Source organism: Arthrobacter sp. SLBN-112 (genome assembly GCF_030944625.1).
In the GTDB taxonomy this organism is placed as follows: domain Bacteria; phylum Actinomycetota; class Actinomycetes; order Actinomycetales; family Micrococcaceae; genus Arthrobacter.
Genome location: NZ_JAUSXY010000001.1, coordinates 1421492 through 1446807, shown reverse-complemented (window position 1 = coordinate 1446807; position 25316 = coordinate 1421492). Strand labels below are relative to the sequence as shown.

Annotated in this window: 22 protein-coding genes and 1 pseudogene; 14 read left to right on the top strand and 9 right to left on the bottom strand. The window is 64.9% G+C overall.

Annotated elements, in window-relative coordinates:
* The first annotated feature begins 113 nt into the window (after positions 1-113).
* From QF050_RS06780 to QF050_RS06770, 3 genes are all read left to right on the top strand, one after another.
* Positions 114-578 (top strand): hypothetical protein, encoded by a 465-nt coding sequence (locus QF050_RS06780; protein WP_308929746.1) that lies wholly within the window; start codon positions 114-116, stop codon positions 576-578.
* Positions 575-2332, top strand: coding sequence for a DUF5671 domain-containing protein (locus QF050_RS06775; protein WP_308932118.1), 1758 nt, complete (start codon positions 575-577; stop codon positions 2330-2332). Before QF050_RS06780 ends, QF050_RS06775 begins: the two co-directional genes overlap by 4 nt.
* A gap of 107 nt (positions 2333-2439) precedes the next feature.
* Positions 2440-2604 carry a hypothetical protein gene (locus QF050_RS06770; protein WP_308929745.1) on the top strand — a complete coding sequence of 55 codons (165 nt, stop codon included), beginning with the start codon at positions 2440-2442 and terminating at the stop codon, positions 2602-2604.
* A 29-nt stretch (positions 2605-2633) separates the two neighbouring features.
* Here the strand turns inward: QF050_RS06770 and QF050_RS06765 are convergent, their stop codons facing one another.
* Entirely contained in the window at positions 2634-4589 is a 1956-nt protein-coding gene (locus QF050_RS06765; protein WP_308929744.1) for an ATP-binding protein, read from the bottom strand.
* Between the two features lie 410 nt (positions 4590-4999).
* Positions 5000-5305: a hypothetical protein gene (locus QF050_RS06760; RefSeq protein WP_308929743.1), complete on the bottom strand. Its 306-nt coding sequence runs from the start codon at positions 5303-5305 to the stop codon at positions 5000-5002.
* 47 nt (positions 5306-5352) lie between these two features.
* Between QF050_RS06760 and QF050_RS06755 the strand changes: the two genes are divergently transcribed.
* Positions 5353-5712 (top strand): VOC family protein, encoded by a 360-nt coding sequence (locus tag QF050_RS06755; RefSeq protein WP_308929742.1) that lies wholly within the window; start codon positions 5353-5355, stop codon positions 5710-5712.
* 514 nt (positions 5713-6226) lie between these two features.
* Positions 6227-6751 carry a flavodoxin domain-containing protein gene (locus QF050_RS06750; protein ID WP_308929741.1) on the top strand — a complete coding sequence of 175 codons (525 nt, stop codon included), beginning with the start codon at positions 6227-6229 and terminating at the stop codon, positions 6749-6751.
* 54 nt (positions 6752-6805) lie between these two features.
* Here QF050_RS06750 and QF050_RS06745 read toward each other — a convergent pair whose 3' ends face one another.
* The gene (locus QF050_RS06745) at positions 6806-7699 is read right to left on the bottom strand and encodes a patatin-like phospholipase family protein (RefSeq protein WP_308929740.1); all 894 of its coding nucleotides are present in this window, start codon (positions 7697-7699) and stop codon (positions 6806-6808) included.
* Positions 7700-7889: 190 nt separating this feature from the next.
* On the opposite strand from QF050_RS06745, the gene QF050_RS06740 reads away from it, so the two are divergent.
* Entirely contained in the window at positions 7890-8363 is a 474-nt protein-coding gene (locus QF050_RS06740) for a GNAT family N-acetyltransferase (protein ID WP_308929739.1), read from the top strand.
* Between the two features lie 267 nt (positions 8364-8630).
* On the top strand, positions 8631-8858 hold the full coding sequence (locus QF050_RS06735; protein WP_308929738.1) for a DUF2188 domain-containing protein: 228 nt from the start codon (positions 8631-8633) through the stop codon (positions 8856-8858).
* Positions 8859-8985: 127 nt separating this feature from the next.
* Here the strand turns inward: QF050_RS06735 and QF050_RS06730 are convergent, their stop codons facing one another.
* The 4 genes from QF050_RS06730 to QF050_RS06715 all read right to left on the bottom strand — a co-directional run bounded on the left by QF050_RS06730 (position 8986) and on the right by QF050_RS06715 (position 12985).
* Positions 8986-9441 (bottom strand): SRPBCC family protein, encoded by a 456-nt coding sequence (locus QF050_RS06730; protein WP_308929737.1) that lies wholly within the window; start codon positions 9439-9441, stop codon positions 8986-8988.
* A gap of 175 nt (positions 9442-9616) precedes the next feature.
* Positions 9617-10675: a metallophosphoesterase gene (locus tag QF050_RS06725; protein WP_308929736.1), complete on the bottom strand. Its 1059-nt coding sequence runs from the start codon at positions 10673-10675 to the stop codon at positions 9617-9619.
* 26 nt (positions 10676-10701) lie between these two features.
* Positions 10702-11568 (bottom strand): phosphatidylinositol-specific phospholipase C/glycerophosphodiester phosphodiesterase family protein, encoded by an 867-nt coding sequence (locus QF050_RS06720; RefSeq protein WP_308929735.1) that lies wholly within the window; start codon positions 11566-11568, stop codon positions 10702-10704.
* Positions 11569-11854: 286 nt separating this feature from the next.
* Entirely contained in the window at positions 11855-12985 is a 1131-nt protein-coding gene (locus QF050_RS06715; protein ID WP_374121506.1) for a DUF222 domain-containing protein, read from the bottom strand.
* A gap of 497 nt (positions 12986-13482) precedes the next feature.
* On the opposite strand from QF050_RS06715, the gene QF050_RS06710 reads away from it, so the two are divergent.
* The 6 genes from QF050_RS06710 to QF050_RS06685 all read left to right on the top strand — a co-directional run bounded on the left by QF050_RS06710 (position 13483) and on the right by QF050_RS06685 (position 20974).
* Entirely contained in the window at positions 13483-14406 is a 924-nt protein-coding gene (locus tag QF050_RS06710; protein ID WP_308929734.1) for a MurR/RpiR family transcriptional regulator, read from the top strand.
* A 61-nt stretch (positions 14407-14467) separates the two neighbouring features.
* Entirely contained in the window at positions 14468-15379 is a 912-nt protein-coding gene (locus QF050_RS06705) for an NAD(P)-dependent oxidoreductase (RefSeq protein WP_374121505.1), read from the top strand.
* Between the two features lie 66 nt (positions 15380-15445).
* Positions 15446-16990, top strand: a complete 1545-nt coding sequence (locus QF050_RS06700; protein WP_308929733.1) for an aldehyde dehydrogenase family protein — start codon at positions 15446-15448, stop codon at positions 16988-16990.
* A gap of 43 nt (positions 16991-17033) precedes the next feature.
* Positions 17034-18224, top strand: coding sequence for an amidohydrolase (locus QF050_RS06695; RefSeq protein WP_374121562.1), 1191 nt, complete (start codon positions 17034-17036; stop codon positions 18222-18224).
* Complete coding sequence (locus tag QF050_RS06690) at positions 18221-19606, top strand: DUF3100 domain-containing protein (protein WP_308929731.1); 1386 nt, start codon at positions 18221-18223, stop codon at positions 19604-19606. Before QF050_RS06695 ends, QF050_RS06690 begins: the two co-directional genes overlap by 4 nt.
* A gap of 132 nt (positions 19607-19738) precedes the next feature.
* Positions 19739-20974 carry an NYN domain-containing protein gene (locus tag QF050_RS06685; protein ID WP_308929730.1) on the top strand — a complete coding sequence of 412 codons (1236 nt, stop codon included), beginning with the start codon at positions 19739-19741 and terminating at the stop codon, positions 20972-20974.
* Between the two features lie 34 nt (positions 20975-21008).
* On the opposite strand, the pseudogene QF050_RS06680 reads toward QF050_RS06685, so the two are convergent.
* Positions 21009-21551: pseudogene (locus tag QF050_RS06680) on the bottom strand (homocysteine S-methyltransferase family protein); the annotation flags it as partial.
* A gap of 247 nt (positions 21552-21798) precedes the next feature.
* Complete coding sequence (locus QF050_RS06675; RefSeq protein ID WP_308929729.1) at positions 21799-22689, bottom strand: hypothetical protein; 891 nt, start codon at positions 22687-22689, stop codon at positions 21799-21801.
* Between the two features lie 678 nt (positions 22690-23367).
* On the opposite strand from QF050_RS06675, the gene QF050_RS06670 reads away from it, so the two are divergent.
* Complete coding sequence (locus QF050_RS06670) at positions 23368-24867, top strand: AAA family ATPase (RefSeq protein ID WP_308929728.1); 1500 nt, start codon at positions 23368-23370, stop codon at positions 24865-24867.
* Positions 24868-25316: the final 449 nt, after the last annotated feature.

Genomic DNA, 25316 nt, shown 5'->3' with positions numbered 1-25316 from the left:
TTTCGGCACAGTCAACGCTTTTTCTTAACTATGTTGAAGATTGGGCTGAGGTCGCGTCCAGAACAGGCCTAAAGGCACAGGTGAAACCGGCCGCCCGGATCGATACTCATGCCATGGACGACGCAGCACGAAGACCGGACCGGATCCTCGTCGCCCTGATGGGCGTGGTGGCCTTGCTGGTGGTGGTTGCACTCGCGGTGGTGTTCACCCGCGGTGAGCCGGCCCCGCTGGACCAGGCCAGTCCCGCCGGAGTGGTCCAGCGGTACAGCAAAGCAGTGATCGACGGCGACATACCCACCGCGGAAACATTCCTCACGCCAGGTGCCCGGAGCAGGTGCTACGGCTCCTATTCCGGCGAACCCCGCCCGGCCCGCATCGTATTGATTTCGACGACGGAGCGCACCGATTCGGCCACCGTGCGGGTCTCGATCGTCCAGTCACCCCAAGGCGGCCCGTTCGGCCCGTCCGAGTATGAGATGGAGGACGCCTTCTCGCTCCTGAAGGTGAATGGACAATGGATGATCGACCAGGCCCCGTACCCCCTGATGGCCTGCACGGCCGTTCCGGTGAAGCCATGAGCGCCCCGGCAGGTACCGTTGCCGCCCCCGCCGGCGGCCTGGCCACCCTCCGCCGCCTGATCATGTATGGCCTGCTCTTTGCCGTGGTGGTCATTGCCGTGTCGGGCTTGGTCGGACTGCTTGAGCGGCTCTTCCGCACGGCGTCCACCCTGGTTGCGGGCGACGTGGCCGGGCTGGCCCTCTCACTGGCATTCACCCTGATCGGCGGCCCGCTGGCGCTGCTGCTGTGGTGGTTTGTGTGGCGGCGTCTTGACGACGAGTCGGAGCGCACCGCCGCGGGCTGGGGCCTCTACCTGACCGGGATGTACGCCGTCTCCCTGATCATCGCCACCACCTCGTTGCTGGACCTTGCCTCCTCCTTTATCGGTGCGCGGGAAAGCCAGTGGCCGTCCCCGCTGGCCAACGGACTGGTCTGGGCCGCCATCTGGCTGTGGCACCGGTGGATGTGGAAGCATCCCCGCAAGCCGTCGTCGCACCTCGAGGACGTGCGGGCCGTCGTCGGATCCGTCTTTGGCCTGCTGCTTGGCGCCGGCGCGGCGATTGCGGCGTTGAGCGCCCTGCTGGACACTGCCATCCGCGGCTTCACGGCAGCAGCGTCCTTTGAGCCCTGGTGGTTCGATGTCCTTCGGTCAGTGCTGTGGGCGGCCGGCGGAGCGTTCGTGTGGTGGTGGCACTGGTTCCGCGAGGGCGGCCGGCGTTTCCGGACCGGCCTGGTGGACGTTGCCATCATCGCCGTCGGCATCTTCGTTGCCGGCATCACCGCCCTGGGAGGCCTGGGCGTGGCCCTGTTCGTGCTGCTGCGGCTGGCATTTGACCGGACCGATCCGCTGACCGCCCTGCTGGAACCGCTGGCCCCGGCCATCGCGGCTGCCGTCATCGGAGCCGTGATCTGGCGCTACCACCGCACCGCCTCCATTCTGCGTTCCACCCGGACCCGGCGTGCCAGCCTCCTGGTGACATCGGCCGTTGCCCTCGCAGCAGCGGCGTCCGGGGTGGGCGTTGTGGTCAACGCACTGCTGGCTGCCGCCGTCTCGCCGCTGGCGGGCGGCGCCACCCGCACCCTGCTCCTTGGCGGCATCAGTTCGCTGGCAGTGGGCGGCCCGGTCTGGTGGTTGGCGTGGAAGCCGCGGCACCAGCCGCGGACGGCGGACCAGATCCCGCCCGGGCGGCGTGTCTACCTGGTGGCGTTCTTCGGTGTCAGTGCCGTCGTTGCCCTGATCACGCTGCTGGTGATCGGCTACCGGCTCTTCGAGTTCCTGCTCAGTGACGTTACGGGCGGGAGCGTCCTGGACCGGATCCGCGCACCCGTGGGCCTACTGGTGGCGGCCGGGCTCGTGGCGGGCTACCACCTTGCGTTGTGGCGGCACGACCGGACCCTGCTCGCTGCCGCGGCCCCTGCACGCAAGCGAGTGATCGAGCACATCACCCTGGTCAGCGGCTATTCGGCGGCCGCCGTAGACCCCGATGCCCTTGCCCGCGGCATCGCCGACGCCGGCCGCGGTGCCAAGGTGACCACCTGGCTGCGGGCGGACGACGGCGGTCCCGGCCTCCCGCCGTCGACCACCGCTCCGCCCTCCGTGGAGGAGCTCACGGCGCAGGCGGCGACGGCGCTGGACGGCGTGGCGGCACGGCACGTCCTGGTGCTCGCCGGCCCCGGCGGCAGGATGGAAATCATCCCGCTGGCGGGCCCTGATTCGCGTGCGCCGGCGAGTGCTGAACGTCTGAGCAGGGCCGCCGTTCAGGGTCCCCAATAGCAGCCATCCTCAAGATTTGCGCAGTTTATCCCGCCCGTGGATTAACCCTCTTCCCATGCCATTCGGGGGCTCCTAGTGTGGGCACACAGGCTTGTCGAGGGGGACGCGTGAAAAGCTCAGTCGAAGATCTTCAAGGCACCACGAACCAGGACGCGCAGCAGGTTTCCGCGCCCGCCGAACTGGACGTTGAAGGCACGGTTGCCGAGTGGTCGTCCGACTGTCTCCTCACGCTGCAGAGCCCAATCCGCTTCACCCGCGCCGACTGGCCCTGAGGTCCCGGCAGTCCAGACCGGCCGCTTCCTCACCCCAGGAAGGTGCGGTGGACCTCGCTGCCGTAGCGGCCGATGATGCTGCGCTTGGCCTTCCGGAAGGCCTCCAGGTCCCCGGCGTGGCCGTGTTGTTCCACCCGGCGCCGTGCCAGTTCCTCCGAGATAACGTCGAGGAAGAGCTCGGCCAGCAACAGCCGGGCGGAGTCACGGAACCGTCCGCGGCCATCGACGTAAAGCTGCACAGTGGGTGCGGCGGTGTTGATAATGACTTTGCGCTCCGCCTCGCTGTAAACGGCCCGGTCGGTGCTGTTGTGGAGGTTGCGGAAGTCGTAGCCGGTGAAGAGGTCAACGCCATGATCCCGACCGGGACGGTGGGCCTGGTGGTGCGGGCCCGGCCGGGTGCCGGCAGCAGCGATGGCAGGGTGCGGCGGCTGGTCCGCGCTTTGGCGTGAAGCGTGTTCGGCGATGACGATTTCGCAGAGCGCCCAGTAGTCCCCGGCACGTACGGTGATTTCCCCGTGGTCCCCGGGCCGGTCCCCGGTAACCGTCCATTCAAGCCGGGTTGTGTCCCCTACACCGGAAACGGGCATGGACACCGGGAACGGGGTCATCCGGATCGAATCCGGCAGGTCCAGATCGAATTCCAGGGTCCCGCCGGCGGGGAGCTGGCCTGGGTTCAGCAGCAGAGCCGCATGGAACGGATGCCCCGGCGGGCGGTAGTAGAACGGCGTGGTGAAACGCAGCGCCGCCGACGCTGCCTCCTCCGTTGCCGGGGTTCCGTCTTCGTGACGAACGGATGCGGTGTCCAGGCCCAGGTCCAGGACGGCTGCGGCGCTCATGTGCTGCAGCAGGTGTTCGATCATTTCAGCAGTGCGTCCGGAGGTGGTGGCGCGTTCCAGGTGGGTGAGTTTTTCCTTCTCTGCCTGCACGGCGCCGGCGATCATCCGGCTGACGGCGACGGAGAACGCGGCAACGAACGGGTCTTTGGGGTTCAGCCCCTCACGTTCGTCGCTGATGATTGCTTTGCCCCTGCCCAGCATTTCCGTCAGCGCCGGGCACCTGACTGTGCCGAAAAGGTACTCCGTGCCCACCTGGTTTTCGTAGTCGAACATCTGGCAATCCAAGACGGCCATGCCGGATTCCACCACCAGGCCTGCGGTGCGCTCGTCGCCCTTCAGCGTCAGCTCAACGCCGTTGGCCCGCTTGAGCGTGACGGTGAAGGCATATTCGCCGCCGTCAACGGTGAAGGTTCCGGGACGGTCGGGTCCTATCAGCGTGGTGGCCGCGGGTTCTTCGAAGCGGATGGCGTCCCTGCCGTAGCCGTCGGTGCCCGGGGTCCCGCGCTCCAGCTGCACTTCGCGGCGGTCCAGCACGTCGCGCAGGTAGATGTTGTCCGCGAGCAGCTGCAGCAGGGTCGCCTGCTGCGTGATCGTGGCGCGGGGATTGTCGACGACGATGGTCACCTTGGTGCCGTTCCGTGCGTGGCCGGGGACCCCGGCGTCGTCTATTCCAAGCCGGGCGTAATCGGCCGTGAAGGCCTGGCGGTCAGCGCCGTCGTCGTCGTAGAGGTAGCCGCCGTTCTCGCCGCGGAAGACATCGACGCGGGTGAACCTGCCGCCCTGGATGGTTTCGATCCAGCCGTGGCCCAGGCCGAAGATAGCCTGTTTGAGTCCGCGCCCGAAGTACCCGCGGCCGGCGCCCTCGCCGCGGGCCAGGGGGCTGTGCGCGCCGCCGTAGCTGAGGATCCGGCCGGCCTGTTCGAAGGACATGCCCTCCGCTTGGTCGCTGACTGTCACGACCGCGCCGGCGTGGTGGCGCTCATAGTCCACCACGATCCTGCCGGTTACCTGGCTGCCCGCCTTTTCCAGGCGCGCGTAGCTGTCATCGCTGTTGGTGATGAGCTCCACCAGGGCCTTCTCCACCGAGGCGAACCGCCGGGAGTCGATGCCGATCACGCGCTGGTCCACCTGGATTTCCGCGACGGCCATGCTTGGATACCCCGCTCACAACTGAAGCTGCTGGTGGCTGTTGGCCAGCCGGTTGGCGCATCAATGGGCCAACTACGTGGAGCGTATCAGGTATGCGCCGATCTCAGGAGGCCTCGGCGAGCAGCCCGTCAATTCGTGCCAACAGGCTGGGCCAGCCATTAGCCATGCCGTCGATCGCGTGGCGGCCATGGGGGTATCGAGGCGCTGCCGCGTCAAGGGGATTGAACTGGCGGCGCGCCTGTTTCCGGCCCCGAAGGCATCGAAACGAAGCCGGAATATCGGGTCCTGCAGGCAATCGGCGCCCGCCTGTTCCAGGGCTGTTGGTTCGGTACACCGGCGTTCGAGCAACGTCCCGAAGTACCCATCCCGGTTGCCACCACAGGCGCGCAGGGCCTGGCGGCGCCTCCCGGCTAACGAGGACCGGAACCGGTCCGGCGGCCAGCCACCAGCCCGGCCCAGAATGCGAGCACCAGCAGGCCAACGACGGCGAGCGCCAGGCCCAGCTGGGTGCCTTGCGTGATGAACGCCGCGCCATTGGCGGTGAAAGGCTGGTTGCTCAGCGGCGCGTAGGCAAACCAGCCGGTGAAGTCGCGGTTCAGGTACGCGACCAGGCAGCCGCCCAGCACTGCCGCGAGGCCCAGGAAAGGCACGACGGCGGCAGGCAGTTTGGCGGGTTTGGACGGTTGGCGTTCCCCAGGTGTGTTGTTTTCCCCCATGAAGGGGAGTCTAGCCGGGCCGCAGCCGCCCGGTTTAGGCTGGTCGAATGTTGACCATCGGCACCATCGTCCTCGGCGTCAACAACGTCGCCGCCGCCACCACGTTCTGGCATAACGCCCTCGGCTACGTGCCCAGGGAACCTGGCAACGAAACGTGGGTGACCCTTGCCCCGCCGTCGGGCCCAGGCGCCCACCTGTCACTCATGCTGAGCGAAACCCAGGTCCAGGCTTACCCGCGGATCCACCTTGACCTGTACGCGGACGACCAGGCCGCGGAGGTGGAACGGCTTGTCTCACTCGGCGCCAAGCGTGTGGACTGGGACATGTATCCGCAGGACCCGGACTTCGTGGTGCTCGAGGACCCGGACGGGAACCGGTTCTGCGTTATCGACAAGGGCCCGGAGTAGCGCCGGCGCGCTCGATAAATTCCGTGGGTAAGCGGCCCGGCCATGAATCCTTGGCCGGGCCTTCCTCCACCCTGGTCAGCGGTGGTTCTTGCGCTGCTTTATGACGTGGAGCTCACTGCTTTCGCTTTTCGCCCTTTTTTCAGCCCGTTTCTCAAGGATCGACTTGCCGACCTTTTTGGCTGCTCCGCCTTTTGATTTTCCAGACACCGGAACCACGCCTTTCTCTCGCGTTAACGGCCACCATACCCCTTTCTACTTTTTTGGCCAGTCCCCTGTTCCGCCGCGGCCGGAGGCTTCGCAGGGCACCAAATCAAGGGTGATGACGTGACTCCACCAGTTACGGGAAATTCATAATTTTGACGGGTTCCAAGTTTTTTCGTGCTTTTTGTCATGGTCGGAAAAACGCCAAAGAACTTGTGTGCCAATAACTTCCGGGACGTTGGGCCCTACGGCGCACACCTGGAATTTGGCAAGGTTATACGGGACCAATACGGACACCACCAGGAGATCGATGATGGCCAGCATCTATATCCCGTACGGCACCACCGAGGGCCAGACGGCCAGGATCGCCGAGTTTATCGGGGACGTGGTCCAGGCGCACGGGCACGAGGCCCGCATTGCGGACATCAAGCAGGCAGGGGATGCGATCCCGCCGGGGTGTGATGCGGTCTTGGTGGGGGCATCGGTGCACATGGGCAAGCATGAGGAGTACGTCCAGGACTTTGTCCGGAAAAACCGGGACACCCTGGAGCGCCTCCCGTCCGCCCTGTTCTCCGTCAGCCTTGCCGCGCATGGAGATGCCGAAAACGCCGAAAGCTACGTCCAGGAGTTCGAGCAGCAAACCGGCTGGCGGCCGGCCCACGTGGCGTTGTTCGGCGGCGCGCTGCTCTACACGCACTACGGGTTCATCAAGCGGCTCATGATGAAGAAGATCGCCGGCGACAAGGGTTCCCTGGATACGGACACATCCCGGGACTACGTGTACACCGAGTGGGACGGCGTAAAGAGGTTCGCGGAGGACTTCCTGGCCACGCTTTAGGGGAACGCGTTCGACGGCGGGTGCCCACCCGCCGTCGAACGGTCCCGGGAGACGTCAGCCCCAGAAGGCCGCGAGCCGCCCGGCAAGGGCCTTGCCTTGGTTGTAGCCGGCCTGGGCGGCGGCCGGGCGCAGCGACAGGTCCATGGCGTTGGCACCGAACATGTGCTCCGAGTCGGAGTCCGGGAAGATTGCTTCCACCACGCTGCCCCCGGCCCGCAGTTCATCGACCTGGGCTGAGAGCTGCATGTCCCACTCCAGCGGCATCCGTGTCCTGCCGCCGAAGGGCGACAGCACCAGCACCCGCCCGCACCCGGCAGCCAGGTCGGCGTTCTCGTTGCGCCGGTAGCCGCCGTCGATATAGCTGCCGTTCCCGATCCCGTACGCGAAGCCGCTGGCGCAGCTGGCCGCCACGGCATCCACCAGGTCCACGCCGCTGTGCCGGTCGAACACCACGGGTGTGCCGGTGTGGGCATCAACCGCGGTAATCAGCAGCTCATGCTGCGGCCAGTCCCGGCTTGGCAGCCGCGCGGCAACGGTCTCCCGCCACCGCGCGGTTGCGTCGTGCGCCGCAGCCAGGTCCAGTGCCAGCGCACCCATCCTGCGGCGCATGTCCGCCGCGTCTTGGGAGGATGCGATGATCCTGCCGGTCCGTTCCAGGTGATCGGATACCGGCTTGCCGGGCGGCTGGGATCCCGCGGGACGGCGTCGTGGCGGAAGCGGTGCGTCCAGGATGGCGGCATAAAGTTCGGCGGCCCCGGCGCCGGAAGTTTGGGCTGCGGCCGTGGACCCGGCGGACGTTCCGATGACCCGGCCGGCGCCGGTCACGTCCAGCCCGGCATCGGCGAGGCCTGCGAGGACGCCGATCAGCCAGGCGTTGCCTGTTGAGCCGCCACCGCCAAGGACGAGGGCGCGTTTGGATGGGGCTTGTGAAGAAGGTGTTGTGTTCATGGGAGTCGCCTTTCGCGAATTGCCTGTTTGGCGCTCCCGGTGGCGGCTAGTTCAGCCGCGCGATCGTGGACTGCGAGGGAGCACCCATTGCGGATACTGCATTCATGGGTCTCACCTCCTGCGGCCGGATCACGATCACCCGAATAGTCGCACACCGGCGCCGCGGTAGGCAACCGGTAAATTTGAAGCGATGATTTCCATAAACCGGGACAGTCCCACGCGCGACGACGTCCACCGCCTCCTGAGCGAACACCTGGCAGACATGTTCGCCACCTCGCCGGCGGAAAGCGTCCATGCCCTGGACCACTCCGCGCTCTCAGCGCCGTCCATCTCGTTCTGGACCGCCCGCGAGGACGGTGCCCTGCTGGGGTGCGGAGCGCTCAAGCTCCTGGACCCCGCACCGGGCGCAGGCGGGCAGGGTGAGATCAAGTCCATGCGCACCGCGGCCACGGCGCGGGGACGCGGCGTGGCCACCCTCGTGCTCCGGCATATCCTCGACGACGCACGGTCCCGGAACCTTGAAAGCGTCTACCTTGAGACCGGGACCGAGGACTACTTCGCCCCAGCGCGGCGGCTGTATGCCCGGCATGGCTTCACCGAGTGCGCACCCTTCGCCGATTACGTGCTGGATCCCAACAGCGTCTTCATGGAGCTTCAGCTCTAGCAAGGCACGTCGCGCCTGATCGGCTTGACGATGATTCCCTGCGGTTACCGCCCTGTTCCCTGACAAAGAATTACGGCGCAGAGGGTTTCCACACTTGAAGGTAAGCATGCTTGCTATTAGGTTGGAGTTCAGCTTCTCCGCCTGGCCCCCATCAGGCGGAGTGGTTGCCTGGAAGGCCCCGCTGTGCACCAAGTGTTGCGGGGCTTTTCGGTATCTACGCGGAGGCGGCAGGTAACCAACATCCGTGACGGCAGAAGGAGTAACGCAATGGCTCAGGGTGACATCGAGACGTACCACGAAGACGGCGCATGGAAGAACCGGCGCGAGGGCACGGGCCGCGCATTCGGTGCGGTATACGCCACGAAGGATGAAGCTGTCGCCGCAGGCCGGGAGGCTGCCCGGGCAGACAAGGTGGAGCACATCATAAAAAACCAGAACGGCCAGATCGGCTCCAAGCACAGCTACGGCAACGATCCCAGCAACGTGGCGGGCTGACCCAACAGTCTCCAATGCCTGGTGCCTGGGACGGCTGAAACACCGAGGCGCCGGCTGTGCCCGGCACACAAGGAAAGCGGACGACGGCGGGTGGGCACCCGCCGTCGTCCGCTTCCTGTCTTCTTTCCTAGACTTCGCCTCGCCAGCCGCCGGATTCGGTGCCGCGGGATTCGATGAAGTCCTTGAACTTCCGCATGTCCGCCTTCACCTGCATGTCGTCGGCCTTCAGTGCCGCGCCCGCCTTTTCGGTGACGGTTTCCGGCGACCACTCGAAATGGACTTTGACCTTCGTGTGGTTGGCGTCCACCTGTGTAAACCTGATGATGCCGGCGTGGGATTTTCCGTCGGTGCTGCGCCAGGCGATGCGGTCATCCGGCTCCTGGTCAACTATCTCGGTATCGAATTCCCGCTGGACACCACCCACTTTGGTTACCCAGTGGTTGGTGGTGTCGGTGAGCTGGGTTACGGATTCCACACCGGACATGAACTGCGGAAACGATTCGAACTGGGTCCACTGGTTGTACGCCGTCCGCACCGGGACAGCGACTTCAACAGTCTCTTCAACCTCTTCAACGTGCTTCATTGCTGCCTCCTCATGATGGACGGCCGCAACAGCGGACCGGCAGAGCTTGCCATCCTGCCAGTCAGGCAGCCGCCACCCTTGCACGATAAATCCGGAGATTACCCGTGTCCAGACCCTTAAAACCACAGCGGACGACGGCGGGTGGGCACGCGCCGCCGTCCGCTTGCGTTTGGAGCTACTCGCTGTAGCGGACCTTTTCCCACCTCAGGACGTCGGCGCCCTTGGCGCTGTTGCCTGACACGGTGACGCGGAGGTAGTCGACGGCGTTGTTGGCGCCGTCCACGGTGATGCGCTCCAGGTTGTCCGCGGCCGGCGAGCCGTAGATGTCCAGCCAGGGCGAGCCGGCGGCGAGAGGCTGGTTGGCGGCGAAGACGTGGCTGTCGCCGTTGACCAGGTAGACCGGGGCGTCGAAGTGGTTCGTTTCGTCGACGATCGCCTGCACGATCTCCCGGAAGCCGGACACGGTCTTGGGGTCGGCGGTGGCGTCGGCGAGCAGTGCGGGATCAAACATGTCCGCCTGCTGCATGAGCACCACGGCGCGGTCGTTGCTGCGCTTGGCATCGGCGAACGTCTGGTGGATTTGGGCCAAGACGGCATCCGTGCGGTGTTCCACCTCGGCGAGCTGTTCCGGCGTGGGAGCAGTCTTGCCCAACCCCGTCCACGGCAGGAGGGAGTTGTTGCTGCCCTGGACGTTCAGGACGGAGAAGGCCACGCGGTTCTTGGTGAAGCGGACGTCCTCGGGCAGCCCCAGGTCCTCCTGGCTCTTGACCGGCATGTTGGCGCCGAGGGTCTTGCCGGGTTCGTTGAAGAACACCTCCCTGATCTTGTCCAGGCGTTCCAGGGGGTTGTAGGCGCCGTTGTTGGTCCGGTGGCAGTCCACCCATTCGTTGTCGCCGGGCGTGTACACCAGCGGGTGGGTGAAGGTGTCGAACTGGGAGCGGATGTAAGAGAAGTACTCGTTGGAGCAGACGGAGGAGCCGTTCTTGATATCACCCAGGTGTGCTACAAACTTCAGGTCCTGATCGGCGTTGAGGTCCTGGATGTGCGACGGGAACTTGGCGATCTCGGCGGCGCCGTACGGGATGTCGCCGATGACGCCGAAGGTGAAGGCCTGGTTGCTGCTGGTGGTGCTGTCCGCGGCTGGGGTTGATCCGGCGAAGGCGGGCTGGGCCGCGAGGAGGCCGAGCGCCAGGGTGAGTGCCGCCGTCGTGGCTTTCAACGTCTTTGAAGGCATGGGAATGGTCCTGTTTCTCGTGGGGCTTAGGCGGAGCGGGCGGTGAGGAACTGCTGGAGTCCGGCGAGGTCGTCGGTGTTGATGTGGTCCACGCCGGCGTCGGCGAGTTCGGTCCAGACGGCGTCACGGGCGGCACCGGGCTGGTCCGGGGTGGCCCAGAAGCGGACGCGGTAGCCGTTGGCGTGGGCGGTGGCCACGAAGGCACGCAGCTTGGTGCGCTCAGCCTCGGGCATGGGGCCGACGCCCTGCCAGGTGAAGAGCTTGGTCCAGTTGTCACTGACCAGCGGCATCAGGGCGGCGGGCAGGCCTGAGGTGAGGTCGGCGGCTCGGCCGTCGTAGAAGCTGAAGCGCTGGGTCTGTGCCTGCATGGTGGCCAGCGGACGGTTGCCGCTGATGACCGCGGTGACCGGGCCGGTCTTGACGTTGCCGTTGGTGTAGCGGCTCATGATGTCGCGGTGCTCAGCCAGTTCCTCCTCGACGGCGGCGTAGGTGGCCTCGCCCTCGCTCTTGATGTCAATGAGGAGCTGCAGGCTGCCGTCCCACTGGGGGTAGACGCCGTGGCCGGGCTGGCTGCGGACAAGGTCCTGCAGCGGATCGAGGTAGAGGCTTTCGAGCGTGACGCCCTGTTTTGCGTCGGCCAAATCATGCGCCACCCGCAGCTCACCGTCCACCAGCCACACGTCCGCCTCGACGCTGGTGAAGCCGTGCTCCAGGGCGTCATACAGGGGGCGGTCATGCTCGTAGTCATTGTGGGCGTGGGTGCCGGCGAGGGGCTGGCCGACGACGACGTCCGCCGGTTTGGCTGCCTCAGCGCCGGCATTGGCGGGGGCTGAGGCTGTCCCGGCCAGGGACGCGAGGACGGCGACGGCGGCAAGGGTGCTTTTCACGAACACGGAGTACTCCTGGTACCTCGGGGATGTCCGCCCGTCTGGGGGTGTGCCGGGCGGAAGGGTGCGTGAAAAGACTGGTGGGTCTGATGGAACGGTATGCGGCTTGGTGATTGACGGCGGGTGAACGCCACTGGACAACGTGCCCGGAATATCAGTGGCCGTGCGTAGTCCCGGTTATGCAAGCGGCGGCGCTGACGGCGCGGGAGCGGCAGCGGAAACGCGAAGCCTGCCCACTCACGCTGCCCGGGGAAGCAGCGTCTTGCTGCACCCGGGCAAAGTCGGACCACGGCTAGGCAACGAGATAGTCAACGATGAGTGTCTCCAACGGGCTGCTTCCGTCCGGGAGGAAACCTGGAGGCCAGAGCGTTGGTTCCCGGTCAGCTCGTTCGGCATTGTATTTGCGGCCAGAGGGCGAGACCCAGCCGGGCGGCTTATTCGCGGCTGCAGGGCCCGGGCTCCAGCGGGTCCGATGCTTAAGCCGATGATGCTTGGGACACAACTGACCCAGGTTGCTGATCCCGGTGCTTCCACCTCGCTCCCAGGCCCTGAGATGGTCGGCTTCGTTGTCCTGACTGTGGTTGCTGCAGCCGGGAAACGTGCACTTTCCATCGCGCATCCGCAGCCACCGCTTCAGTGATTCCGGAAGCCGGTAGCTGGTCCGGCCGATTTCCAGCGGCGCCCCGTCCCGCGGGTCCACCAACACCCGGTAGAAGGAACCGGCGCCTTCCGAAACGAGTTTGCGGGCCATCGATGCCGGGATGGGTCCGTAGTTGTCAAGATCTGCGGGTTCGTCTGTGGCGCCAAAGAGAGAGAGGACCGGCACCGTGACCAGGACGTCCGCATTGAGCGACGGCCCGGCCCCGGCATTCTTCCCTGGCGTGCCCAGCAACAATCGGGCGGCCTCGTCGACCTTGATTTGGGTGAGGGTCCGCGGTTCGTCTGGTCCCTGCAGGCCACGGGCCAAGGCAGTGGTCTTGTTCCAAATGGCGCAAGCCTTGTCTGCACGCATATATAGCGAAACCCACGCCATCCCGTTGCGGTCCGGGGAGTATTCCATCCGTCGGTCTTCCACGGACTTCGCGTGTCTGATCTCGAGGGATTCGGGATGATGGCGTTCCCGCCAGGCACGTACCTTCCGCCGGAAGCGGGCCGGCGCCAGCTCCCCCGCCGCGGCGCCCCTGGCCGCGTTCGGCGCCTCGGCGTCCAGGAAATGCGCCTCCAGAGCTGACGCGGCGGCTTTGTCCAGGCCCGTGGTTTCATCGACGATGATCCGGGCGTGCTGCCAGGAAATCTTCCCAGCCTGCAAGGCATCCAGTGCGGCCGGCAACGTTGTGGTCAGCGCATGCGCCTCGCCCAGCAACGCGGCTGCGGCCCGTTCCCCGATGGTGAGAAGGCAGGCGACTTCCGTCACCTGGCTCATTTCCCGCGCCGAGGACTCATATGCACTTTGGGCTGGCCCTTCCAACGCGTCTGCCGACTCTGTATAACTGGCAAGCAGCCGGACCTTCACCGCGGCCGTGACCGCTTCAAGGCGGGCCACGACCCCCAAACCGTCCAGGCATGACTGGGAAAGTTCACGCAACGGGTCATTGTCCGCCAAACTCCCCACAGCTTGCGAAGGACGGGCCAAGCCGGCGGCCAACTCGTCCACCAGCCCAGCCATGGGCGCGACGGCAGCGGCCAACGTGGCCCTGACTCCAGCATCCACGACCACTCCCGGTTTCCATAAAGCAAACTCTCCCACGGGGGTCCGACATTTTGATTCGGCCCCACAAAGCGTCCCGCACCGCTGCCGGGCAACCCGGAACCAGGTTTTGCATTCCCGAAACCCAAAACCCTATTCGCAAACCAAATTGCAGAGTACATTGGATGCAATTGCACTTGCAGAGTGATCCGCGTTACAGGACAGGCCTCACCGTGAACCCCAGCACTTCCACAGAGCAGGCAGCAGAGCAGGCACCCGAGCACGCCGCCGAAAGCGGCGGCAACGGCTCCGGCATCAGTTCCCACGCATGGCTCGGTGATGCCTTGCCGGATGTTGTGCTGACCAAGGCCCAGAGCCGCGTGGTGGAGGTCATCCGCCGCAACCCGCAACTGTCTTCCTACGCGGACATCGCCGAGATTGCCCAGCGCGCAGACGTGAACAGCTCCTCCGTAGTCCGCACGGCACAGCACCTGGGTTACCGGGGCTGGCCCGACCTGCAGCGCGAACTCCGCTCCCGCTACCTGGTGATGATCTCCACGGAGGACACCCTCACCGAACACGGCGAAACCCGCAGCCCGCTCTATGAAGCCATCACCCACGACATCGAAAACCTCCGCCTGACGCTGGACTCGAACACCCCCGAGGAAGCCGAGGCAGCCATCGCCGCGCTGGCCGCAGCGAAGTCCATCACCGTCGTCGGCATCGGCTCCTTTGCCGGGCCCGCAAGCGTCATGGCGCACCTGGGCTCCACCATGGGCTACCCGATCAGCCTGGAAAACCGTGGCGGCCCGCACCTGGCGTCGGGCACCAACAACCTTGGCCCCGGCGATGTCCTGGTGGTCATCAACATGTGGCGCTCGGTAAAGCAGATCATCATCGCCGCCGAAGCCGCCAAACAGGCAGGCGCCACGGTCATCGCCATCAGCGACCTCCGCCGCGGCCGCCTGGCCACCGCCGCGGACCACCTCCTGGTGGTGGCCTCCGAAGGCATCTCCTTCTTCCAGTCCGTCACCGCCGCGAACTCCCTGGTCTACGGCCTGCTCGCCGGCATGGAGGCGGCGCATCCGGAGCGCAGCCGGGCCACCATCCGCCGCACCCAGCAGCTCTGGAAAGACTTGGACATCTACCTCGACTAACTGCCCTGACCACACAAAACTTTCCGCACAGAACCACCAACCGCCACCCAGGAGTACCCCTATGAACGAGCCACAAAACCGCCGCGTCGCCGTCATCGGCCTCGGCGCCATGGGCGGAGCCATGGCCGCCACCCTGCACAAGGCTGGCTGGGACGTCACCGGCTTCGACCCCTCGGAGGCCGCCCGCCAAGCAGCCGCAGAAACCGGCATCGGCACCACGGACACCCTGGCCAGCGTGGCCGGGACGCCCTACGTGGTCCTATCCCTCCCCGCTGCCAGCATCGTGGAAACCACGGTGCCGCATCTCCTGGCCAGCCCGGGAACCGTCGCCATCATTGACACCACCACCTCCGAGCCCGCCACCAGCAAGCAGATGGCCCAGCTCGCGGAAGCCGACGGTGCGGCTTTCATCGACGCCCCGGTTTCCGGCGGCCGCGACGGCGCCGCAACCGGAACGCTCAGCGCCTTCGTGGGTGCCACGGAAGCCGCGCTGAAAGCCGCCGAACCCGTACTGCTGGCCCTCACCGGCGGCAACTACAGCCACATCGGCGGCCCCGGCAGCGGCAACGTGGTCAAGCTCCTCAACAACGTCCTGGCCGCCGCAAACCTCGCCTCCGTGGGCGAGGCCCTGGGCGTGGCCAAGGCCTACGGCATCGACCCCGCCACGGCAGCGGCCAGCATCAGCGGTGCCTCCGGCGGCAGCAAAGTCTCGGCCACCATGTACCCCAACTGGATCCTCACCGGCACCCACGATTCCGGCTTCTCCATGGGCCTGATGGCCCGCGACGCCGCCCTGGCCGTCGACGTGGCCGCCCAGATCGGCGAGAAGCCCGCGCTCCTGGCCGCCGTCGCCAACCAGTGGCAGGACGCCCTGTCAGTCCTCGGCCCGCGGGCGGACTTTACCGAGATCGCCCGCACCGTAGCCCCCGCCATCACCCCCGCCGGTGCACCAAGCCCCGCTACCGCAGCCTGACGCCCAAACAGCGACACCGGCAGCAGAACCCCCGGCATCCCAACGCCCCCAAAGGAAACAAACATCTTGAGCATCACCACAGCACCTACCTCTTCCTCCGCGGCCACCGCCAGGGAAGTCCTTGACGCCGCCTTCCCGTCAGGCCTCGGCGCGTTCGTTGACGGCCGCGTCGCCACCGGCAGCGGAGACAGCATCACCCTCACCGCCGCGGCAACCGGCGAATCCTTCGCCACCTACGCGGACCCCGGCGCCGAGGGTGCCAACGCCATCCTGGAAAGCTCGACGGCGGGAGCCGCCGTGTGGGGGCGGCTGAACGGCTTCGAGCGGGCCGCCATCCTGCGCGACGTCAGCCGCGCCGTGGAGCAGCACGCCGAGGAACTGGCCATCCTGGAATCCGCCACCACCGGCAAGCCCATCCGGGACGCCCGTGCTGAGGCCGCCAAGGTGGCCGAAATGTTCGGCTACTACGCCGGCTGGGCGGACAAGCTCACCGGGCAGACCATCCCCGTCCCAGGCAACTGGCATACGTACACCGAGCGCGTGCCGTGGGGCGTCGTCGTCGCTATCACGCCCTGGAACGCTCCCCTGTTCACCGCCGGCTGGAACTCCGCCGCCCCGCTGGCCGCGGGCAACGCCGTGATCATCAAGCCCAGCGAATTCACCCCGGCGTCCTCGGTCCGGCTCGCCCAGATCGCCCACGAAGCAGGACTCCCGGCAGGGGTGTTCAACGTGGCAGCGGGACTCGGCCAGACCGTTGGTGCGGCACTGACCACGGACACCCGGGTGGGCAAAGTCAGCTTCATCGGCTCCGTCCCCACCGGCCGCAGGGTGGCCGTCGCGGCTGCCCAGGCAGGCATCCCGGCCCTGCTGGAGCTCGGCGGCAAGAGCGCCAACATCGTCTTCGCCGACGCCGACCTGGACCGTGCCGCGGACGGCGCCATTTCCGCCATCTTCTCCGGCGCGGGCCAGTCCTGCGTGGCCGGGTCCCGGCTCCTTGTGGAGCGCAGCGTGCACGCACAGTTCGTGGAGATGGTCGCCGCCAAGGCGGCAAGGCTCCGCGTGGGAGATCCGCTCAGCGCGGACACCGAGGTGGGCCCCATCATCACCGCGCAGCAGTTCGCCACGGTCACCGGCCTGATCGAAGCAGGAATGGACGACGGCGGCCGTCGCCTCACCGGGTCCGCGTTGCCGGAGGCGCTGAGCGGCGCCCTGAAGGGCGGCCACTGGGTGATGCCCACGCTGCTGGATGGCGTGACACCCGAGAACCGGCTGGAGACCACCGAGGTGTTTGGCCCCGTGGTGGGCGCGGACGCGTTCGATACCGAGGCCGAGGCCATTGCCCGCGCCAACAACACCAATTTTGGCCTGGCCGGGGCGGTGTGGACCTCGGACGTCTCGCGCGCCCACCATGTGGCCCGCGAGGTCAAGGCCGGCACGTTCTGGATCAACTCCTACAAGACCATCCATGTGGCGGTGCCGTTCGGCGGGTTCGGGGATTCCGGCCACGGCCGTTCCTCCGGCCCGGGCGTGCTGGACGAGTACACCCAGACCAAGGCTGTGTGGGTGCCCACCCGCGCCGCCGGCTCCCCCTTCCCCTCACTGTCTTACTAGGAGTCCCGTGCACACGACTGACACAACCCCCGCGGCAGGTGCGATGCGCACTGCCCTGGCGGACGGCGTCGAACGCTGGAAGCCCCAGGTGGAGGCGCTGGCCAAGGACATCCACGGGTTCAAGGAACTCTCCTTCGAGGAAGTGAAGTCCGCTGAAGCCATCACCACGCTGCTGGCCGACGGCGGATTCGAGGTGGAGCGCGGCACCGCCGGGCTGCCCACCGCCTTCACCGCGACCACCGGCAGCGGCGACCTGACCGTGGCGCTGTGCGTGGAGTACGACGCACTGCCGGGCATCGGCCACGCCTGCGGGCACAACCTGATCGCCGGCGCCTCCGTGGCCGCAGCCCTGGCGCTGCAGCCGTACGTGGACCAGTTGGGCATCACGCTCAAGGCCATCGGCACCCCCGCGGAGGAGCACGGCGGCGGCAAGGCGCTGATGCTGGAGCAGGGAGCGTTCGACGGCGTGGGGCTGGCATTGATGGTCCACCCCGTTCAGGACGGGGTCACCTACAACCCGGCCGGCACCAGCGCCCAGGCCGTGGGCCGGTACAAGGCGACGTTCACCGGCAAGGCCGCGCACGCAGCGGCCGCCCCGCACCTGGGCGTGAACGCCGCGGATGCGGCGGTGCTGAGCCAGGTGGCGATCGGCCTGCTGCGCCAGCAGATCCCGTCCGACCACCGGATTGCCTGCTTTGTAGCGGAGGCCGGGCACGTCACCAACATCATTCCGGAGAAGGCCGTGGTGGAGTTCGAGTGCCGGGCCTTCACCCTGCCCGAGTTCGAGGCGCTGCTGGTGCGGGTGCGGCGCTGCTTCGAAGGCGCTGCGCTGGCTACCGGGACCACGCTGGCGTTCGAGGACACCGAACCGCTGTACGAGCCGCTGATCCAGGACGACGACCTGGCAGCGCACTGGACCTCGGCAATGGACGCGTTCGGCAAGGACACTTCCCCGGCTGCGGGTTTGAGCGGCGGTTCCACGGACATGGGCAACATCTCCCAGGTCATCCCGTCCCTGCATCCGTGGTTGAGCATTCCGGGTGCGGACGTTCCCATCCATTCGCATGCGTTCGCCGCCCTGGCGGACACTCAGCAGGCGTACGGGGTGATGTTTGAGGCCGGCACCGCGCTGGCCTGGACCGTTGCCGCAGCTGCCTCAACCCCCTCCCAACGTCAACGCTTCACCCAAGCGGCGTACCGCCGTCGTACTTTCACCCAGGAAGGCGCATCATGAGCACTGTCAAAACAGCCCGGACCGATAAGGCCGGCACCAGGCTGACCATCCCCATTGCCGCTTTGGCGTTCGTGATTGCCCTCGCCGTCCAGTTCATTGGGCAGGCGAAGATCGATCTGGGCATCGGCGCCATCATTATTTTCCCCATGGTGTGGGGCCTGATCCTGGGCCTGCTGGTGTCCATCCAGAAGTTCAAGCCGCTGGGCATCGACCTGCAGCGGGTGGCGGCGGCCCTGGTGGGTGTGGCGGTGCTGCTGCTGGTGGCGCGGCTGGCGTTCAATATCGGTCCCAGCCTGCCCACCCTGTTGAAGGCGGGACCGGCGCTGCTGCTGCAGGAGGTGGGGCACCTGCTGGGCACCATCGTGCTGGCGCTGCCGCTGGCTGTGCTGCTGCGGATGGGCAAGGCCACGGTGGGCGCCACGTTCTCGCTGGACCGTGAGCCGTCCTTCGCGATGGTGTCCGAGAAGTACGGGCCGGACTCGGACCAGTACCGCGGCGTGCTGGCCATGTACGTCTTCGGGACGCTGTTCGGTGCCGTGTTCATCACGCTGCTGACCTCGCTTGTGGCCAACTGGAAGATGTTCGACCCGCTGGCGCTGGCCATGGGTTCCGGCGTGGGGTCCGGTTCCATGATGGCCGCGTCCGTTGCGAGCATCACCGCCGCGTACCCGGGCGACCAGGACGCGATCCTGGGGATGGCCGCCGTGTCCAACCTGATCACCACGGTGCTGGGTGTGTATGTGGGCATCTATGTGGCGCTGCCGTTGGCGGACAAGTTCTACCGGGTGCTGACGCGGAAGCAGGAGAGCCGTGAGGTGGTTGCTGCTGGTTCTGGCGCTGCCGCTCCTGCTGCTCCGGCTGCTTCCGCTGCCGACGTTGAGCGCGAGGCCGCACAGGCGGAGGAGAACCGGCGGTTCCGTGAGCGGGTGGCCGAGTCCTCCGCGGCGATCAAGCTGCCGCTGTGGCTCTCGCTGTCTGTGCTGACGGTGCTGGGTATTGGCACGGCGTCGATCGCAGCGAAGGGGTTCAGCCTGACCATCGTGCTGGGGTACGTGGTCCTGCTGGCGCTTGTCCTGGTCGGCATCGCGCTGGCGAAGATCACCCGGAAGATCTCGGCCATCGTGTTCATCACGACCATCGGCGCATACATCTCCAGCCCGTGGTTCTTCGGGGCCGAGGCGCTGAACGCGGCCGTCAAGACCGTGGACTTCCTGTCCATCGCCACGGTGATGCTGACCCTGGCGGGCCTCTCCTTGGGCAAGGACATCCCGCTGCTGAAGAACATCGGCTGGAAAATCATCCCGGTGGGGCTGGTGGCCATCACGGCGTCGTTCCTACTGTCCACGGTGATTGCCGAGTTCGCGCTGGGGTTGTGGCACTGAGGTAGTTTGCGGGGCGGCTTTGTTGGGCGGCTTGGACGGAGCGGACGACGGCGGGTACGCACCCGGCGTCGTCCGTGTCGTTGTGTACGGAAAACGGTAGTTGCAGCCGGACGTTGCTGGCACACTGGGCCTATGAATGAGGCGCTTCCACCCACGCGGCGACCGGGCATCCGCTCGGCCATGTTCGTGGACTTCGACAACGTTTTCACCGGCCTGCAGGCCATCGACCCGCTGGCGGCCAAGCGCTTCGCAGAGGATCCCAAGCACTGGGCGGATGCCCTGTCCGCCGGAGGTTCCGGTGACGGGACCCGGCGCTTCCTGATCCGCAACTGCTACCTGAACCCGATGGTGTATTCGAAATACCGCCCGTACTGGACGCGTGCCGGGTTCCGGGTGATCGACTGCCCGTCGCTGACGCAGCGTGGAAAGAGCAGCACGGACATCAACCTGGTGCTGGATGCCATGGATGCCCTGTCCGGAAGCGTGGGCATCGAAGAGTTCTTTATCGCCTCAGCGGACGCGGACTTCACTTCGCTGATTCAGCGGTTCCGGGCCGCGGACCGGATGACCACCGTCATCGCCGCCGGGGCTGTGGCCTTCGCCTACCGGGAGATGGCGGACCATGTGGTGGAGTCCCACGACTTCGTTTCCATCTTGACCGGCTCCACGGCCGAGCCAGTCCGCGCCCTGGCATCCGTGAACCAGCGCCAGTTTCCCGCCCCTGCCAAGGCGAAAACCAAGGCGGTACCGCCGGGGGTCCGCGAAGTGCTGGAGTTTATCCGCACCGCACCGGGGCCTGTGGTGGGAGCGATGGTGGCGCACCGGGCCCTCGCTGCGGACCCGTCGCTCAAGACGGACTGGGGCGGCTACGGGAAGTTCGGAACGTGGGTCTCGCAGATCGGCAAGGACGTGGAGTACTCGGCGGTGCAGGGCGGCTGGGTATGGGATGCCAAGCGGTTTTCCAGCGAGGATCTCCCGGCTCCGGTCGAAACCCAGCCGGGAGTTGAAGAGCAGGTTGCCCGGGTCACGGACATCCCGGCGCTCTCAGCAGCGCAGTTCCGGCAGATCTTCCAGGCCATGGCGGCGCGGCTGCGGGAGCATCCGGCCAACCGTACAGAGTTGTCGCGCCAGGTCCGGGATGATTGCGTCTCCGCGGGAGAGCCGGTGTCCAGGAACGCGGTGAGCTTTGTACTGCAGGGGCTCGGATATGCCAACTTCCAGCTCACCGACGAAGCTACGGCGCAAGAACTGGCGGCGGCCTGGACACGCTACGTGGAGGAACTGTGCCGGGTCGCCCTGCTGGAGTTCGACACCGGTGAACAGTTGGCGGTTCGGCTCTGGGCCAGCGGCGGGCTGCTGGCCCAGTAGCCTGCGGGGACGTTCGGCAGTGGCAGCGGTCCCGCAGGCGGACGCCCTTGGAGACGATGGCCTGCTTGCAGCCGTTGACGGCGGCCTTGGTCTGCAGGAGGTCCTGGCTGGTTTCGATAAGGAACGCGTCCGCGCCGCCGTCGATGAGGCCTTCCGCCTGCAGTGCGAAGGTTTGCTTGAGCCAGTCGTAGCTGGTGTGGCCCAGGCTGGGGAGCTTGGTGCCCGGGCCTATGGAGCCGAGGACCCAGCGCATGCGCCCGTCTATTTCTTCCGCGGCTTCGGAGCGTTCGCGGGCCATTTTGGCGCCCTTGAGAGCGAGCTCCTCGATGCGGTTGTCGATGCCGGTGGCGAAGTAGGCGTCGTGGATGTCCGCGATGACGTCCGGCCGCGTGTCGTTGAGGATCTCGGTGCAGCCCTCCAGGTTTTGGAAGTCCGTCTCGAGCTGGAGGTCCCGGCCCTGCAGCATCGTGCCCATGGCGCCGTCCGCAATGACCACCCGGTGGTTCACGGCGTCGAGGAGTTCCTGGGAACGGACCGGGCGGGGGACGGACTCGATGTCCGGTGCGAAACGAGGCATTTAAACAGGTTACGGGCGGGGGCTGACGCGTTGCGCTCTGCGTCGGTGTGCCACGGTGGGGTGATGATCGACGCAGAAGCACCTACTCAGTTCGCAAATACTGGCCCGGGAACCCTGACGACATACTCTGCTCGTGGACATATTCGGCTGCTACGCCGATACCGCAGAGGTTTAGTCAGCTGTTCCTGACGAAGGCCCAAGTATATAGCGGAAACGCGCAACTAAGGCGATTGTAAATCGGGTAAATTTAGCAAGGGGCAAAGCGGGTCTCTTCATAAGTAAGCCAGTGCACGCCTTCGGCAGTGAGGACGCTGTGCACATGCGAGCTGCTTTGGTTCCAACATCCTGCTCTCAAAAAGACTTGCGGCTCTAATCCTTGCATCTTGGCAAACAGAAACCCCGCTATCAGGGTGAGATCGTTGAGGATCCGTTCGAAAAAGTCCGCACCATAAAGCAGATGTGGGTCGTACTTGAATTCCGGTCTCTCCAGTAGCTGTTGGTAATCTTCCGGATCACCGAAGAGCGCTCCCAGCGCAGGACGCATACCTCCATGCCCAATGAACTTGTTTCGAATCTCCTTCAGGGAATAGATCAGACCGACTGTTTCCACTGCCAAGATTCCTTCAGCAATCAGCGCTTCCTTTACCCTCTTGGAGAAAATGATTTTGTCTTCAAGAACGTTTTTCACTGCATCGGGCGGCAACTCCGCCTTCCAAGCTAGTTGCTTGATAAACAGTTCAATGACCTTGAAGAACTCGACAATGGCACTCTCGGGGTCTGACATGAGTGCCAGGCCACGTGAGAAGGTAAAGCGAGCCTGTATCTGGTAAGGGTCCCGCGCCCGTTGGAGTTCACTGATAGTCGTCATGACCTCCTCAGAGTAATTCGGTTCCTCGTACTCTTCAGGACTAGGACTTGCAAAGTACCCCCCGAGGCCTCCCGCGGCCCTTTCCCTGAACCCCACTCCGAAGTAAATGCTCAGGAGGGCTAATCCGACAGAGAGTCTTTCGAAGGCTTCCCTCCGATCAACTTGTTCGCGCGTACGAAGGATCACGGAGTGACCACCCTCGCCGGCCACGTCCAGTCCATAAATCGGATGCGCCACGCCAAACACAGGGGCGGGTACGAGCGGGAACATGTGCCGGAAGCTTTTTGGAACGGAGCTGGGCCCCGTGACGTTGAGGCTTGGAACGTACCTTCTGCCGCTGTATGCCATACTCCAATTCTGAAGCATCAGACTCGGGTCGCTTGTCTGCGGAAGGGACATTACGCGCTGTAGCGGATTCTTCTGGTTCGGGCTAAATAGTGACAGATCGGTTTGAGGCCTCCGTCTGCGAGCAACGGATGTTGCAGCCCGACATCTTGGATGTTTCGCTCCGAAATTTGCTACGTCCCTTGGTCATTAGTGTCACGTTCTGTAAGTCTTTTCGGCATCTCAATCGGACTCCATTCGCAAAACCCGACTGTCCCGGGGCGCCGCCGTTAGTCGCCTCTTGCTAATCTCTTGAGAGAGACAATAAAGATGCGTCTACCGCTGCGGCCTCAACCTCGTTCGGCACACAGGCGATTGAGCGGAAATTTGGGAATACAAGTTCCGCCAGCCAAGTTCCCATGCAGGCTCGCAGATCGACATCAGCCAGCATCCAAGTCGCGTTGCCCATCAAGCCCTGAGTAATAGCAAACTCAGACTGCCGTTGCCGAATACACAAGCTGTGTACGTAAATGGCTTGTTACCTTCGAGCGTGTCCTTGCATCCCGGCAACCCAAATCTCGACAAGAATAAAGACTTCACTATTAGGACAAGCTTAGGAAATTAATGGCACGACTGGCAAAAACACTCCCCAAGCTCACTTCCGATTGGGCTACAGAACGAAATAGCTCTAAAGGGTGGCCAAAGTTCCTCGACTCTGTCAGTGTCAGTGGAATCCGAGGATGGTCAGGACAGAAAGTTGAGTTCCGTTTCCCGGTTGTGGCCATAGCAGGAGAAAACGGCGCTGGGAAGAGCACAATCCTCAAAGCGGCCGCCGCTTCGTACTCCGCAGATCCATCAGCCGCAGCGACGCTTGCGCAGACATACTCGCCAGACGATTTTTTTCCGACCACCCCTTGGGAAGTGGTCAGCAATGCCAAACTCGCCTACCAAGCCAGACAAGGCACCGATACTTCTATCTATGCAGTCGGTAAAGTCACTAGTCGGTGGCGGGGAATGCCTGAACGCCCAAAGCGACCGGTCTTCTTCTTAGATATCTCGAGGACTCAGCCCATCGATACCTTGATTGGATACGGTCGAATCGCGATGACAAAAATGGCCGACAAGAACTTCTCCGCCCTGATCGATGAGGAGTATCTGGGCGTACTCTCCCGCGTGCTGGACCGCACCTATGACAGCGGCGAGATTGTTCAAAGCAGTAACAAGCAGGTCGGGGTCCTGAGCAGGGATGGCCGCAAGTACTCTAATTTTCACCAGGGCGCAGGCGAAGACGCAACGGCTGACCTCGTGGCTCTGCTTCAGAACGCCCCAAGACACTCACTCGTGATCATCGATGAGGTAGAGGCCTCGCTCCATCCCCGTGCACAACGCCGGCTCATGACTGAACTAATCGAGTTGGCGCAGAAGAACCGGCTTCAGATCATCGTCTCGACTCACTCCCAATACGTCCTTGAGCAACTGCCGCCCGAAGCCCGACTTGTCTTGACTACAGATGAACAGGGCATCAAGGAAGTTATCTACGGTGCAACGACAGAGCTGGCGCTGTCCCTGATGGACGACGAAGCACATCCTGAGCTGGTTCTGTACTGTGAGGACGACAAAGCCGAGTACCTGATCCATCGCTTTATCGCGTTCACTGATCCGGATTCGCTTTCTCGGCTCGCGGTCATAATTGCAGGGCCCGCTAGTTCAGTGAAAACGCTAGGCCTGATGGCGGAGCAGGGCCGCTTGCCAGGACTGGTAACTGGCGTCCTCGACGGAGATCAGTCGGCTAGCCCGGGGTGCACCGTGATGCCCGGCGGAGCGGCCCCGGAGAGAGTAGTTTACGAAGGCCTCACCACCGATGGCTGGCGAATCGTGGCTGAGCGACTCGGTGTGCGTGAGGGAGACCTTGCCGACGGGTGGGAGCATGCGAAGCGAATTCCCCAGAAACACCACGTTTGGACCGAACGAATAGCTGAAAAACTGCCAGCACACATTCGAAAATCCCGCATCTGGGAATCAGCTTGCGATGTCTGGATCGAGGACATGCTTGACGAACAGATCCGAAAGGACTTCGTGGGCGAACTTTTGTCGGCCTTACCATCCTTTAGTCGTAATAGCTAAAGGAAAGTGTCGCCCGTTCTGGGACCGGCTTCGGCCAACCGAAGTCGGTCCCAGAACCGAGCGTAACCCGAAGTCAGACGAAACGTGGGCGAACGGAGCCCGATCAGCCACGTATGGTGCCGCGCCATCCCGATCCGCCGGTTCAGGATCAGGGTGGCGATGTCTCTGCCATCAAGTTCTTCCGCCCACAGTCGTGAACGGGCGATCTATTGCATCCCTCAGCTGTCAGCTTCACTGGAGTTCGCTATTGAGAATAAGAGCTTTCCGAGCTTGGCCAAAATTAGGGGGTTGCGGCGGTGAATAGAAGGCCAATGGTGTCCGGACTCGTTGCAGGAAATTTATGCTCATATGGGCAGTCATTTTTCTGACGTGGACACCCGTCGATGCCCTTCGGTTGATTACCGGAATTGTGTTGGTGCCGCTGGGGCTATGGCTGGTGGCCCGCTACA